Genomic DNA, 13525 nt, shown 5'->3' on the forward strand with positions numbered 1-13525 from the left:
CTTTATTTACGCGCAAAATTTCCTTTTTAGGCACAGTTTTTTCTTTTATTTTTTTATAAATTTGTTGTAAAATTGGCGCGTTTTACTTTCTGTAAGAAGAATTTAATAATTAAAGGGAGGGCGGATGTTAGAGATAGATGTGCCTTTGGTCGTGCTGACGGCTATCGTTTTTGTAATCCTTATCGCTATTTTAAATCCTTTGCTTTATAAACCTATGTTGAAATTTATCGACGATCGCAACGCATCGATAAAAAACGACGAGGAAAATACTAGCAAAAATACTAGCGATCTTGGCTTATACGAAGCGCAAATAGAGGATATTATCCTTAAAGCTAGAAGCGAAGCTAATAAAATAAAACAAGACGCGCTAAATTTAGCAAAAGACGAAGCGGCAAAAGAGATCGAAACCAAAAGGGCGTCTCTTGAAACGGATTACGCTAATTTTATTAACGCCTTAAATGTGCAAAAAGGCGAGTTAAAATCAGAGCTTGCGTCGAAACTACCGCAACTGCAATCCGTGCTTTCGGCTAAATTAGCAAGCATTTAGGGGGGGGTTTATGAGGGTTAAAATTTTATTATTAACGCTTTTGCCCATTTTGGGATTTGCTAGCGGGCACGGCGGAACGAACTACGATATTATAGAGCGAGCATTAAATTTCTTACTATTTTTCGGAATTTTGCTTTATTTTATAGCAAAGCCGCTAAAACAGCTCTATCAAAGCAGAATAGACGCTATTGCGGCGAAATTAGAGAGTATTCAAGAAAAGCTTCGCGCCTCTCAGGCTAAAAAAGACGATGTTTTAAAAAGAGTAGAAGAGGCTAAACTAAACGCTAGCTCTCTTATAGAGACGGCCAGAAAAGAGGCGGCGCACCTTACCGAAAAGGTAAAAAAAGATACCGCTAGCGAAATTTTAAATATAGAAAAAAGCTTTAAAGAGCAAAAAGAATTTGAAGAGCGCAAGATGACGAAGGGCGTCGTAGGCGAAATTTTAGATGAAATTTTCGCCGGAGATAGCTTGAAAGTAGGTCAAAAAGAGCTCGTCAATATCATATTAAAGAAGGTTAGCTAATGAGCGAAGCAGTAGTTAAAAAATACGTTAAAGCCGTTTTAAGCGGAGTAAAGCCGGGCGAGATACAAGACTTCGTCTCGAATTTAAGCCAAATAGCGTCTGCTTTTCAGTCCGAGAAATTTAAAAGCATTATCTCTTTACCCACGTTAAAATCAAGCGAAAAGACGGACTTTATAGTATCGCTAGTAAAAGATCCTGGCTTAAATTTTATAAATTTTATAAAGCTTCTTGGCGCGAATAAAAGACTTGAACTAATACCGCAAATTTTAGTCGAAATTAACAAACAACAAGCCGCGCTTGATAACTCGTATAAAGGCGAAATTTACGGAAATTTTAATTTTAGCGCCGATCAGATAAGCGCTTTGGAAGATAAATTTTCAAAACGCTTTAACGCTAGCATTAAGCTAGACAGTCAAAAAAGCGAATACAACGGGATAAAAATTGAGCTTAACGATTTGGGCGTCGAGGCTAGCTTTTCGGTAGATAGGCTAAAAGCTCAAATGAGCGAACATATTTTAAAAGCAATTTAAAAAGGAGAAAAAGCGTGAGTGCAAAAATAAAAGCGGATGAAATTAGCGCTATCATCAAAGAAAGGATTGAAAATTTCAGCCTTAACGTCGATGTAAACGAAACGGGCAAGGTTATATCCGTGGCCGACGGCGTAGCTAACGTTTACGGCTTGAAAAACGTAATGGCCGGCGAAATGGTGGAGTTTGAGAGCGGCGAAAAAGGCATGGCTCTTAACCTTGAAGAAAGTAGCGTAGGTATCGTTATCTTAGGTAAAACAGACGGTATTAAAGAAGGGTCTAACGTTAAGCGCCTAGGCAAACTTTTGCGCGTTCCAGTAGGAGATGCCTTAATCGGGCGCGTAGTGAATTCGTTGGGTGAACCGATTGACGCAAAAGGTCCGATCGAGGCGACGGAGAGCCGTTTCGTAGAAGAAAAAGCAAAAGGCATCATGGCTAGAAAGAGCGTTCACGAGCCGCTTCAAACGGGTATTAAGGCCATCGATGCGCTAGTTCCGATCGGTCGCGGACAACGCGAGCTTATAATCGGCGACCGTCAGACGGGAAAAACTACCGTCGCGATAGATACTATAATTAATCAAAAGGGTCAAGACGTTATTTGTATTTACGTCGCTATCGGGCAGAAGCAATCTACCGTCGCGCAAGTAGTCAAAAAACTTGAAGAATACGGCGCCATGGACTACACTATCGTAGTAAACGCAGGCGCTTCCGATGCAGCCGCGCTTCAATATCTGGCTCCGTATGCGGGCGTAACGATGGGCGAATATTTCCGCGATAATTCTCGCCATGCCTTGATTATTTATGACGACCTTTCAAAACACGCCGTCGCGTATCGCGAGATGTCGTTGATTTTACGCCGACCGCCTGGCCGCGAAGCTTATCCGGGCGATGTTTTTTATCTGCATTCCCGCTTACTGGAACGCGCTTCTAAATTAAGCGACAAGTTGGGCGCAGGTTCTTTAACCGCGCTTCCTATTATCGAAACGCAAGCGGGCGACGTTTCGGCATATATTCCGACTAACGTTATTTCAATTACCGACGGCCAAATTTTCCTAGAAACCGACCTATTTAATTCAGGCATTCGTCCGGCGATTAACGTAGGCCTTTCGGTTTCTCGCGTCGGCGGCGCAGCGCAGATTAAAGCTACTAAGCAAGTTTCCGGTACGCTTCGTCTAGACCTAGCTCAGTACCGAGAACTTCAAGCATTCGCTCAGTTTGCAAGCGATCTAGACGAGAGCTCGCGCAAACAGCTAGAACGCGGTCAAAGGATGGTTGAGGTGTTAAAACAGCCTCCTTATAGCCCGCTTGCGATTGAAAATCAAGTGGTTATGATATTCGCCGGCGCAAAAGGCTACTTAGACGATATTGCGACTAATTTAGTGACGAAATTTGAAGCCGAACTTTATCCGTATATCGAAGCTAGATATCCTGAAATTTTTGAGCAAATTCGCGCTAAAAAAGCATTAGATAAAGACCTTGAAGAGCTACTTCATAAAGCATTGAAAGATTTTAAAGCGACATTTGGCGCTAACTAAGGCTAAGATATGTCAAATTTAAAAGATATAAAGCGAAAGATCAAGAGCGTTCAAAATACGCAAAAGACGACTCGCGCTATGAAGCTAGTCTCTACCGCCAAGCTAAGAAAAGCGGAAGAGGCTGCTAAGAATTCGCGAGTCTATGCGCTTAAAATCAATGAAGTTTTGTCGGAAATAGCTTATAAGATAAATCAGTACGGCTCGGTAAACTCTCAAAGCAAATTTTTCGACGTAAAAGATAATATCGATAAAGTCGATATTATCTTTGTAACGGCCGACAAGGGACTTTGCGGCGGCTTTAACGTCCAAACTATTAAAACCGTTAGAAATTTAATAAACGAATTTAAAGCCAAAAAGGTCAAAATTCGTCTTCGCGCAGTCGGTAAAAAAGGAATCGAGTTTTTTAATTTTCAGGGCATAAGCCTACTTGAAACTTATACCGGCGTTAGCTCCGCTCCGACTTACGAGAAGGCCCAGAAGGTTATAGACGATGCGATAAACGACTTTGTTAACGGCGTAACCGATAAAGTTATTTTGGTGCATAACGGCTATAATAATATGATTTCGCAGCAAATTCGTATAAACGACATAGTGCCGGTCGAGCCGACTAAGATTGCAGGCGTTGAAACGAATTCTCTAATGGAGTTTGAACCTAACGATAACGGCAAGATTTTAGACGAGTTGCTTAAAAAATATTTTGAGTATAGCATGTATTTTGCGCTTGTTGATAGTCTGGCCGCAGAGCATAGCGCTAGGATGCAGGCGATGGATAATGCTACGAATAATGCAAAAGAGCGCGTGGGTGAGCTAAAACTAGCATATAACAAAGCAAGACAAGAGTCTATCACGACAGAGTTGATTGAAATTATCAGCGGCGTCGAGTCAATGAAATAAGAAAGGAAATAAATGAAGGGTATCATTTCACAAATAACCGGGCCCGTGGTTGACGTCGATTTTGACGGCTACTTGCCTAAAATCAACGAAGCCATTGAAGTGGTTTATGAAGTTGAGGGCGAGAAAAATAGGCTTGTACTCGAAGTTGCGGCCCAGCTAGGCGATAATCGCGTACGAACGATTGCGATGGATATGAGCGAAGGGCTTACTCGCGGTCTTGAAGCGGTTGCGACCGGTAGACCGATTAGCGTTCCGGTGGGCGAGAAGGTTCTGGGGAGAATTTTTAATGTCGTCGGCGACCTAATCGATGAGGGCGAAAATGTAGAATTCGACAAACATTGGTCTATCCACCGCGATCCTCCGCCGTTTGAAGAACAAAGCACTAAGAGCGAAATTTTTGAGACGGGCATAAAAGTAGTCGATTTGCTAGCTCCTTATGCGAAAGGCGGCAAGGTCGGACTATTCGGCGGTGCGGGCGTAGGTAAAACCGTTATTATTATGGAGCTTATCCACAACGTCGCATTCAAACATAGCGGTTATTCTGTATTTGCGGGCGTAGGCGAAAGAACCCGCGAAGGAAACGACCTTTATCACGAGATGAAGGAAAGTAACGTTTTGGATAAAGTCGCCTTGTGCTACGGCCAAATGAACGAACCGCCTGGGGCAAGAAACCGTATCGCGCTAACGGGTATTACGATGGCCGAATATTTCCGCGACGAGATGGGTCTTGACGTTTTGATGTTTATAGATAACATTTTCCGTTTCTCGCAATCCGGCGCGGAGATGTCGGCGCTTTTGGGACGTATTCCCTCGGCGGTCGGTTATCAACCGACGCTAGCTAGCGAGATGGGTAAATTGCAAGAGCGTATTACTTCGACTAAAAAAGGATCTATTACTTCGGTTCAAGCCGTTTACGTTCCGGCGGACGACCTTACCGACCCGGCTCCTGCAACGGTTTTTGCGCACCTCGACGCTACGACCGTCTTAAACCGCTCGATTGCCGAAAAAGGGATTTACCCTGCGGTCGATCCTCTCGACTCGACTTCAAGAATGCTTGATCCGCAAATTTTGGGTTCAGAACATTACAAAGTCGCAAGAGGCGTGCAAGCCGTACTTCAAAAGTACAAGGATTTGCAGGATATCATAGCGATTTTAGGTATGGACGAGTTAAGCGAAGAGGATAAAGTAGTCGTCGATAGAGCTAGAAAGATAGAGAAATTCTTGTCTCAGCCGTTCTTCGTCGCCGAGGTATTCACGGGAAGCCCCGGAAAATACGTAACTCTTGAAGAAAGCATCGCTGGATTTAAGGGAATTTTAGAAGGCAAATACGACGAACTTCCTGAAAATGCATTTTACATGGTCGGAAACATCGAAGAAGTTATCGCAAAAGCCGAGAAGCTAAAAGCTTAAATTTTAACAAGGAAGCATATATGGATAAACTGCATTTAGAGATAGTAACTCCGCAAGGTCAAGTGTTTTCGGATGACGTTAATAGCGTGGTGCTTCCGGGTAGCGAAGGCGAATTCGGCGTATTGCCGAATCACGCTTCACTAATATCGTTACTAAAAGCGGGCGTTATAGACATTGAGGATAAAGACAAAAAACACGATGTAGTCGCCATAAATTGGGGATATGCAAAGATTGACGAGGGCAAAGTAACTATCCTTGCGGACGGGGCCGTTTATGTGGCCGGCGATAGCGAAAGCGAGCTTGCGAATTCTTTAAATAAAGCAAAAGAACTAATAGAGAGCATGAGTAGTGATACAAATGCTTTTGCTAGCACGATAGCCAAAATGGAAAATGTAGTGAGAGCGCGATAAGTGGGTGGTATAGATATTTTTTTAAACTATCTTTCAAGAAGTAGTTTTATTACGATCGTAGTTCTTGGCTGGTTGTCGATTTATTTTATAGTTAGTTTTACTATTTTATTTTCGAGGATGGCGGGTATTAGCGCTTGGCAAAGGCGCGAGCAAAGCGCGCTCGAAAGCCTGCTTATGGGGGCTAAAAATATCCCTAACGACTCGTCTTTGCGAAAATGCGCTAACGGTAAAATTTCAAAGGAAAAATTAAATGTTTGCATTAGCATGGCCGAAAGAAACGCCACTAGCGGGCTTACTTGGCTAAGCATTATCGCGTCTACCTCTCCGTTTATCGGGTTATTCGGTACGGTTATTTCTATTCTTGAAACATTCTCTCAGCTAGGTACCGGTAACGGTGGGTCGATAAACGTTATCGCCCCTGCGATATCAGAAGCGCTCGTGGCCACCGGCGCCGGAATTTTCGTAGCGATACCCGCATACACTTTTAATCTAGTTATAAAACGAAAAGCATATGAATTGATGAGCGTTATCGAGCGCCAAGCGGACGTGATGATGGCGCTTAAAAAAGAAGACGAGTCCTTGTAATGGCGTTAAAATTTGACGATGAAAAGCCGGAGTTAAATATAACTCCGCTTGTCGATATTATGTTGGTTTTGCTCGCTATTTTAATGGTAACTATGCCTACGCTCGTTTATCAAGAAGATATTGCTTTACCAGATGGCTCAAAAACTAAAACTTCTACCGCAAAGCAAAAAGATCTAATCGTCTACGTAACGGCGGAGCGAAAGGTGAGAATAGAGCAAAGCACGATGAATTTGCCCGAGCTTCCCGATAATTTAGCGCTAATCGGCGCAAAGTACGACAAGAGCTCGCCCATATATATAAAAGCCGACAAAAATTTAAAATACGACGACGTTATGTTTGTGCTTAAAAGTCTAAAAAACGTCGGTTTCAACAAAGTTGCGCTAGAAACAAACGGATAAAATGCCAAGCAAAGTAAAATTTCCTACTATTAGTTCTTTTTTCGTCGCTTTATCGATATATTTATCGATAGTCGTCGTATTATTTATCAAGCTTACGTTTTTTACCGAGCCTGCCAAAAAATATACCGACGACAAAGACGCTTTTATGGATATTATTATGGATGAGCGCGAAATTTCAGAAACGGTTAAGGCCCCGAAACAAGCCGATAAAATAGTGAAAGAAAATAAACCCGAGCCAAAAAACGAGCCCAAAGAAGAACCGAAAAAAGAGACTACGAATAAGCCGGTTCCCGACGAGCCTTTACCGCAGCCTAGCATACCTACTCCGCCCAAAGAGCAGCCTAAACCCGAGCCAAAGCCCGAAATTCCTACTCCTATCGAAAAATCTGAGCCCGTCAAAGAAGAGCCCAAGCCTGACCTAAAAAATTTATTCAGCGACATAGACACGACAAAGCTAAAAAAAGATAACGGCATCGCCAAAACTCAACCGAAAGAGCAGAGCCGTAAAAAAAGCGAGAGCGCAAATTCTGCAAATTTGCAAGAGGCCAGCGATATTATAAAAAGTATGCAAATCGATAAAGTTTCAAAAACGCCGAAATCGCAAATGACCGGCACTTACGATCCTCTTAGAGGCGCTATACAGAAACAAATCGAGCGAAAATGGCGAAGCTATAAGGCTAACTCTAATAATTCCGCCAAAATAAAGGTAACTATCGACGCTGTCGGAAATTTTAGCTATGAAATCTTGGAACTTTCCTATGATGAGGAATTTAACGGCAAAGTTAGGGAATGTTTAGAGCGCCTAACGCAGGAAAAATTTCCTTTCTCGAAAGACGGAATTTTAGAATTTAATATAAATTTGCAAGATAAATTAGAATAAAATTTAAAATTTTAAGATACATTACGCCTCGAATTTTAAACCAAAATACGGAGAAAATATGAAAAAGGTATTTCTTTTTTTATGTACGGCGATTAGCCTTTTTGCTGCCGATGCTACGATGTCGATTATAAATCAAGGCGTCGCTTTGCCTAAAATTGCGTTGCAAGATGCTACCACCGCGGTAGGCGACCAAAATTTTAAAGATAAATTCTTTAAGATAATGTTTAACGATTTAAAAGTTAGCTCGGACTTTGAAGTCGTCGAGGATAACGTGCCGTCTTCTTATGAAGGCAATACACAAACCAATACCATGAGCGACAAGGGCGTGGAGCTAATTTTAAGATACGCGTTAGAAGGCTCGCAAAATTCGCCTTTAACGTTAAAAGTAAAGCTGATTAACGCAAAAACGGCAACGACTAAATACGAAAAAATTTACACGATGCCGGAAGGTTCAAAATATCCGTTTTTAGCGCATAAAAGTATCGTTGAATTAACCAAGGAACTAAATTTACCGCCTGTTGGCTGGATGGAAAAATATATAATTTTTTCAAAATATACATCCGCTCGCCAAAGCTCCATTATAGTAGCCGACTATACGCTAACTTATCAAAAAACTATAATTAGCGGAGGGCTAAACATATTTCCTAAATGGGACGGCGCCGATCAAAGTACGTTTTTCTATACGGCGTACGTAAATAACAAGCCTACGCTATTTAAGTACAATCTAGCAAGCGGTACGAAAACCAAAATCATCGATAGCTTGGGAATGTTAATCGCCTCCGACGTCAGCAAAGACGGAAGTAAAATTTTGCTAACTATGGCGCCGAAAGATCAGCCCGATATTTACGTATATAACGTAAATACTAAAAATTTAACGCAGGTTACGAACTATCCCGGTATTGACGTAAACGGAAATTTTGTGGATAACGATCAAAAGATAGTGTTTGTCTCCGATAGGCTAGGTTACCCGAACATCTTTGCCACCGGCGTAAACGGCGGCGGAGCGGTAGAACAGATGGTATTTCACGGCAAAAACAACAATTCGGTTAGTACGTTTGAGAATTATATCGTTTATTCAAGCCGCGAAGAGAGCTCGGAAGGCGGAAGTTTTAATATTTACCTAATTTCTACGCAAACCGACTTTATCCGTCAATTAACGGCAAGCGGAAAGAATAACTATCCTAGATTTTCGAGCGACGGACAGAGCGTCGTATTTATAAAACAGCTCGGCGGCCAAAGTTCTTTGGGCGTAATTAGGCTAAATGAGAATAGAAGTTTCCAATTTCCGTTAAAAATCGGCAAAATTCAGTCGATTGATTGGTAAAATATTAAAATTTTGTGGTATAATTGCGGTCAAATTTTTTAAAAAGGATCTAGTATGAAAAAAGTAGTTCTAGTAAGTGTTGCCGTAGCGGCTTTAGTATTCAGCGGTTGTAGCTCAAAAAATCCGGAAGTCGATATGAATGCAAATTCAAATCAAGCCGATAATTCAAATGCTATGAGCGACGCCGATAGGCTAGCTGCGCTTATCGCTAATATCGAAAGTCAAGTTAAAAGCGTATACTTTGATTTCGACAAATTTAACATAAAAGCAGACCAGCAAGGCGTGGTAAGCGCTAATGCTGCCGTATTTAACCAGGCTGATGCTCAGCCCCTATCTATTAAAGTAGAAGGCAACTGCGACGAGTGGGGTACCGACGAATACAACTACGCTCTTGGTCTAAAAAGAGCAAAAAGCGTTAAAGACGCTCTTGTAAGAGATGGCGTAAACGCTGATAGAATCGCCGTAGTTAGCCTTGGCGAAAGCAATCCTGTTTGTACAGAAAAATCAAAAGCTTGCGACGCTCAAAATAGACGCGTAGAATTCAAAGTTCTTCCATAATTCGTAATGAATAAAATAACCCTCGCGGCTCTAAGTTTAGGAGCCGCTCTCTCTTTATACGCAGAAGTTTCAGCCTTCGATGCCGGTAATATAAATAGTGCCAATCCTTACGGTTTAACAGATAGCGAAAAAACAGCTTTAAACAATAAACGAAGCGTGCAGAATATAGAAGAAAATATAAATAGCGTTTCGGAGCAATTGCAAGGTTTGCAAAGTCTTATAGAGAGCATAAATCTAAGACTTAATAAATTAGAGCAAAGAATAAGCGACGTAGAGCTAAAAGTTAACGGCGATACGGATAGTTCGGGTACGAATTTGGCATCTTTGAAAGCTTATATTGATGAAACGAGAGATATTCAGGAAAAAAATTATAAAAATATTACCGCTACGCTAAATAAACTCGGCGCATTAATAGATAAAAAATCCAGCGACTCTAATAACCAAAAAGAAAAAACAAAATCAGAGCCTACTAGCTCAAGCGATACGAATTCCGACTTTTCTAAAAAGGCCAATAAAGACGTAATGTTCTATGCGATTAGTCTATTTAATGCCGGTAAAACTTCCGAAGCGGCGGAACAATTTGAGTATTTGGTAAAAAAGGGGCACAAACCCGCGGCTTCTAATTTCTACCTGGGCGAGATCGCTTATAAACAAAAAGCATATAGTACCGCGATACAATATTATCAAAAAAGTATTCAATCTAACGACAAAGCAGATTACACCGCAAAACTTCTTTATCACACCGCGATTAGCTTCGATAAAATCGGCGATACCCAAAGCGCAAATCGTTTCTACAAAGCGCTAAAAGCCGGCTATCCCGATAGCAGCGAGGCGAAAGCCGCTCCGAATCGCAACTAAATTTTAAGTCTATTTCGCTATAATCTCGCATTATTTTTTAAAGGAGATAGTGTGAGTAAAGATCAAGTTGTTACAATGTTTTATGAGCTAAAAGACGCCAAAACAGGCGAAATTTTAGAGTCGAATATGCAAGGCGGTTCGCAAATTTCGTTTATTACGGGGCGCGGACATATTATAGAAAAACTCGAAGAAGAAGTCGCCAGATTAAAAGCGGGCGACAAAAAAGAGATAAACCTAAAAGCTTCCGAGGCGTGCGGCGAATACGATAATAGCGCCGTTCAGACATTGCCGAAAGAGCAATTTGCGGGCATCGATTTGCACGAAGGGATGGAGCTTTTCGGTCAAGGCGAAAGCGGCGAGAGCGTACGCGTAATCGTAAAAGAGATTAAAGGCGACGAGGTTACGGTCGATTTTAATCACCCGTATGCCGGCAAAGACTTGACGTTTAACGTCGAAATTTTAGAGATTCGCGAAGCTAGCGAAGACGAAAAGGCTACGGGCATGGTAGCGGGCGCGCATACCTGCGGATGCGGCGGACACGACCACGGGCACGGTCACCATCATCACGGCGAGGGCGAGTGTTGCGGCGGACACGGCCATGGACATTCTCACGGCGGAGAATGCGGATGCGCCAACGGTCTGGCGTACGATGACGATGAGGACGAAGATGACCACGGCCAAGGCGGATGCTGCGGACATTGTCACTGAGAAACGAAATGGATTTTGCATTTATATTCGCCGGACAAGGCAGTCAGGCAGTAGGTATGGGGCGAGAATTCTACGATAATTTTGCCTCTGCGCGTGAGCTTTTAGAGAATGCGAGCGACGAGTTGAAGATCGATTTTAAGCACTTGATTTTCGAGCCCAACGAGCTAATAAATAAAAGCGAATTTACGCAGCCGGCCATCGTGCTAAATTCGCTAATGAGCTATCTAGCGCTTAAAGAAAATTTCGGCGCGATGCCTAAATTTAGCCTAGGGCATTCTTTGGGAGAGTTTAGCGCTCTTGCCGTTAGCGGAGCGTTTAGTTTTATAAATGCGCTAAAAATCGTACGTCTTAGGGGGCAACTGATGCAAAAGGCGTGCGAGGATAAAGACGTTTCGATGAGCGTAGTTTTAGGTTTAGACGATAGCGTCGTAGAGGAGATTTGTCTCGGCGCGCAAAGCAAAGGCGCTAAAATTTACGCCGCAAACTATAATAGCGACGGACAGATCGTCGTAGCGGGTCTAAAAGAGGATTTGGCAAAATTTGAAAGCGCCTTCAAAGATGCGGGCGCAAAGCGCGTAATGGCGCTAAATATGTCTGTTATTAGCCACTGCGAGCTTTTAAAACCCGCTAGCGACGAGCTTGCCGCAAATATTAAAGACATGATAAACGATAAATTCTCTCCAGTCATTTCAAATGCTACGGCGCGCCCTTATAATACGAAAGATGAAGCGCTAAATTTACTAAAAGACCAGCTCGTAAAGCCGGTTTTATACAAACATAGTATTAAAGCCCATGAAACGGAAGTAGACGCGTTTATCGAGCTGGGCGCCGGCGTGCTTAAAGGGATAAATAAAAAAGTCGTCTCAAAGCCTACGTATAGCATAACCGATTTAAAAAGCCTAGAAGAGACGTTAAAGGAGATCGCGTGATAGCAATACTCGGAGCAATGCAAGAGGAAGTGGCTCCGCTTTTGGAGGCCGTGAGCGAATATAAAGAGGTAAGACACGCGAACAATACGTTTTATTTGGCGAAATTCGAGGGACGCGAGCTAGTTATCGCGTATTCAAAAATCGGTAAGGTAAACGCGGCGATTACGACGAGTGCGATGATAGAAAAATTCGGCGCTAAAAAGCTGCTTTTTACGGGCGTAGCGGGAGCGCTCAATCCGAACCTAAAAATAGGCGACATGCTTTACGCGACGTCTTTGGTCCAGCACGATCTGGATATTACGGCGTTTGGACATCAGCCGGGTTACGTGCCCGGTACTAGCGTGTTTATAAAAAGCGATGAAAATTTAAATGCAATCGCCTCACGGGTAGCCGCTGAAAGCGGGTTAAATTTGCAAAGCGGCATAATCGCCACGGGCGATCAGTTTATCTGCGAAAAAAGTAAAAAAGAGTGGATAAAAACTACCTTTAATGCCGACGCTACCGAGATGGAGGGCGCTAGCGTGGCGCTAGTTTGCGAAAGTCTAGGAGTGCCGTTTTTCGTACTTCGCGCTATTAGCGACGAGGCGGGCGGCGGAGCGGAGTTTGACTTTGACGAGTTTTTAAATAGCTCGGCAAAAATTAGCGCGAATTTCATGCTTGAAATGGTTAAGAGTTTATGATAGATCTAAGTAAACGACTACTTCGCCAAGTAGGGCAAACGAACGCAAAATACAAGATGGTCGCCGGCGGAGACCGCGTATTGCTAGGCCTTAGCGGCGGCAAGGACAGCTTGGCGCTCGCTCACGTGCTAAAACACATGCAAAACGTAACGCCACAAAAATTTAGCTTTGAGGCCGTGACTTTAAGCTACGGAATGGGCGAAAACTACGACTATCTAACCGCGCACTGCGAGGAGCACGGTATCAAGCACAATGTGATAGATAGCTCCATCTTTGAGATTTCGAAGGAAAAAATCCGTAAAAATTCCAGCTTTTGCAGCTTTTTCTCGCGTATGAGGCGCGGTTATCTTTATAGCTATGCGCTTGCGAACGGTTTTAATAAATTAGCCATCGCTCACCATTTAGACGATGCCGTCGAGAGCTTTTTTATGAATTTTACCTATAACGGCGCGCTGCGGACGCTCGCTCCGAAATATATGGCCAAAAACGGTATCGAGGTAATTCGTCCGTTTATTTTCGTACGCGAAAGGCAGCTGCGAGAAAACGCCGTGCGAAACGGGCTTACCGTCATCGGCGACGAGGCGTGCCCCGCGATGAGATTTGACGTCAAGATGCCTCACGCTAGAGCCGAGACTAAGGTACTTTTGGCAAATTTAGAAAAGCAAAATCCCAAGCTTTTTACGTCGCTTAAAGCGGCGTTTGAAAACATCCATACCGATACCTTTTTTAGCAGTGCGAATTTTATTCAAAGCGACGACG

Annotated in this window: 17 protein-coding genes; all 17 read left to right on the forward strand. The window is 42.9% G+C overall.

Annotation, left to right across the window (positions count from 1 at the left end; translation table 11 throughout):
* Positions 1–124 precede the first annotated feature (124 nt).
* On the forward strand, positions 125–547 hold the full coding sequence (locus QZ147_RS05160) for a FoF1 ATP synthase subunit B' (RefSeq protein WP_295147776.1): 423 nt from the start codon (positions 125–127) through the stop codon (positions 545–547).
* Between the two features lie 10 nt (positions 548–557).
* A complete protein-coding gene (locus QZ147_RS05165; RefSeq protein WP_295147778.1) occupies positions 558–1070 on the forward strand; it encodes a F0F1 ATP synthase subunit B in 513 nt (170 codons plus the stop codon).
* A complete protein-coding gene (locus QZ147_RS05170) occupies positions 1070–1600 on the forward strand; it encodes a F0F1 ATP synthase subunit delta (RefSeq protein ID WP_295147781.1) in 531 nt (176 codons plus the stop codon). Before QZ147_RS05165 ends, QZ147_RS05170 begins: the two co-directional genes overlap by 1 nt.
* Positions 1601–1614: 14 nt before the next feature.
* On the forward strand, positions 1615–3132 hold the full coding sequence (atpA, locus tag QZ147_RS05175) for a F0F1 ATP synthase subunit alpha (protein ID WP_295147784.1): 1518 nt from the start codon (positions 1615–1617) through the stop codon (positions 3130–3132).
* Positions 3133–3141: 9 nt separating this feature from the next.
* On the forward strand, positions 3142–4026 hold the full coding sequence (gene atpG / locus QZ147_RS05180; RefSeq protein WP_295147787.1) for an ATP synthase F1 subunit gamma: 885 nt from the start codon (positions 3142–3144) through the stop codon (positions 4024–4026).
* A gap of 12 nt (positions 4027–4038) precedes the next feature.
* Entirely contained in the window at positions 4039–5436 is a 1398-nt protein-coding gene (atpD, locus tag QZ147_RS05185; RefSeq protein ID WP_295147790.1) for a F0F1 ATP synthase subunit beta, read from the forward strand.
* Positions 5437–5456: 20 nt separating this feature from the next.
* Entirely contained in the window at positions 5457–5846 is a 390-nt protein-coding gene (atpC, locus tag QZ147_RS05190; protein WP_295147793.1) for an ATP synthase F1 subunit epsilon, read from the forward strand.
* Complete coding sequence (locus QZ147_RS05195; protein ID WP_295147796.1) at positions 5847–6431, forward strand: MotA/TolQ/ExbB proton channel family protein; 585 nt, start codon at positions 5847–5849, stop codon at positions 6429–6431.
* A complete protein-coding gene (locus tag QZ147_RS05200; protein ID WP_295147798.1) occupies positions 6431–6829 on the forward strand; it encodes a biopolymer transporter ExbD in 399 nt (132 codons plus the stop codon). Before QZ147_RS05195 ends, QZ147_RS05200 begins: the two co-directional genes overlap by 1 nt.
* 1 nt (position 6830) lies before the next feature.
* The gene (locus QZ147_RS05205; RefSeq protein ID WP_295147800.1) at positions 6831–7709 is read left to right on the forward strand and encodes a TonB C-terminal domain-containing protein; all 879 of its coding nucleotides are present in this window, start codon (positions 6831–6833) and stop codon (positions 7707–7709) included.
* Between the two features lie 58 nt (positions 7710–7767).
* Positions 7768–9033 carry a Tol-Pal system protein TolB gene (gene tolB / locus QZ147_RS05210; protein ID WP_295147802.1) on the forward strand — a complete coding sequence of 422 codons (1266 nt, stop codon included), beginning with the start codon at positions 7768–7770 and terminating at the stop codon, positions 9031–9033.
* Positions 9034–9087: 54 nt separating this feature from the next.
* The gene (locus QZ147_RS05215; protein WP_295147804.1) at positions 9088–9591 is read left to right on the forward strand and encodes an OmpA family protein; all 504 of its coding nucleotides are present in this window, start codon (positions 9088–9090) and stop codon (positions 9589–9591) included.
* A gap of 6 nt (positions 9592–9597) precedes the next feature.
* Positions 9598–10449, forward strand: a complete 852-nt coding sequence (locus QZ147_RS05220; protein ID WP_366508782.1) for a tetratricopeptide repeat protein — start codon at positions 9598–9600, stop codon at positions 10447–10449.
* Positions 10450–10500: 51 nt separating this feature from the next.
* On the forward strand, positions 10501–11157 hold the full coding sequence (locus QZ147_RS05225) for a peptidylprolyl isomerase (protein ID WP_295147806.1): 657 nt from the start codon (positions 10501–10503) through the stop codon (positions 11155–11157).
* Positions 11158–11165: 8 nt separating this feature from the next.
* Positions 11166–12086 carry an ACP S-malonyltransferase gene (gene fabD / locus QZ147_RS05230; protein ID WP_295147812.1) on the forward strand — a complete coding sequence of 307 codons (921 nt, stop codon included), beginning with the start codon at positions 11166–11168 and terminating at the stop codon, positions 12084–12086.
* Positions 12083–12766, forward strand: a complete 684-nt coding sequence (locus QZ147_RS05235) for a 5'-methylthioadenosine/adenosylhomocysteine nucleosidase (protein ID WP_295147808.1) — start codon at positions 12083–12085, stop codon at positions 12764–12766. The genes fabD and QZ147_RS05235 overlap by 4 nt, the downstream gene beginning before the upstream one ends.
* The coding region (locus tag QZ147_RS05240) for a tRNA 2-thiocytidine biosynthesis TtcA family protein (protein WP_295147810.1) at positions 12763–13525 on the forward strand (763 nt) is incomplete at its 3' end. The genes QZ147_RS05235 and QZ147_RS05240, both read left to right, overlap by 4 nt.

The sequence above is a fragment of the uncultured Campylobacter sp. genome, from assembly GCF_905371695.1.
GTDB lineage: Bacteria > Campylobacterota > Campylobacteria > Campylobacterales > Campylobacteraceae > Campylobacter_A.

Coding starts and splice junctions, on each gene's coding strand:
- atpD (WP_295147790.1), top strand. CDS start 4,039: ATGAAGGGTATCATTTCACAAATAACCGGGCCCGTGGTTGACGTCGAT.
- atpC (WP_295147793.1), top strand. CDS start 5,457: ATGGATAAACTGCATTTAGAGATAGTAACTCCGCAAGGTCAAGTGTTT.
- QZ147_RS05215 (WP_295147804.1), top strand. CDS start 9,088: ATGAAAAAAGTAGTTCTAGTAAGTGTTGCCGTAGCGGCTTTAGTATTC.
- fabD (WP_295147812.1), top strand. CDS start 11,166: ATGGATTTTGCATTTATATTCGCCGGACAAGGCAGTCAGGCAGTAGGT.
- QZ147_RS05165 (WP_295147778.1), top strand. CDS start 558: ATGAGGGTTAAAATTTTATTATTAACGCTTTTGCCCATTTTGGGATTT.
- tolB (WP_295147802.1), top strand. CDS start 7,768: ATGAAAAAGGTATTTCTTTTTTTATGTACGGCGATTAGCCTTTTTGCT.
- QZ147_RS05170 (WP_295147781.1), top strand. CDS start 1,070: ATGAGCGAAGCAGTAGTTAAAAAATACGTTAAAGCCGTTTTAAGCGGA.
- QZ147_RS05220 (WP_366508782.1), top strand. CDS start 9,598: ATGAATAAAATAACCCTCGCGGCTCTAAGTTTAGGAGCCGCTCTCTCT.
- QZ147_RS05160 (WP_295147776.1), top strand. CDS start 125: ATGTTAGAGATAGATGTGCCTTTGGTCGTGCTGACGGCTATCGTTTTT.
- QZ147_RS05200 (WP_295147798.1), top strand. CDS start 6,431: ATGGCGTTAAAATTTGACGATGAAAAGCCGGAGTTAAATATAACTCCG.
- QZ147_RS05205 (WP_295147800.1), top strand. CDS start 6,831: ATGCCAAGCAAAGTAAAATTTCCTACTATTAGTTCTTTTTTCGTCGCT.
- atpG (WP_295147787.1), top strand. CDS start 3,142: ATGTCAAATTTAAAAGATATAAAGCGAAAGATCAAGAGCGTTCAAAAT.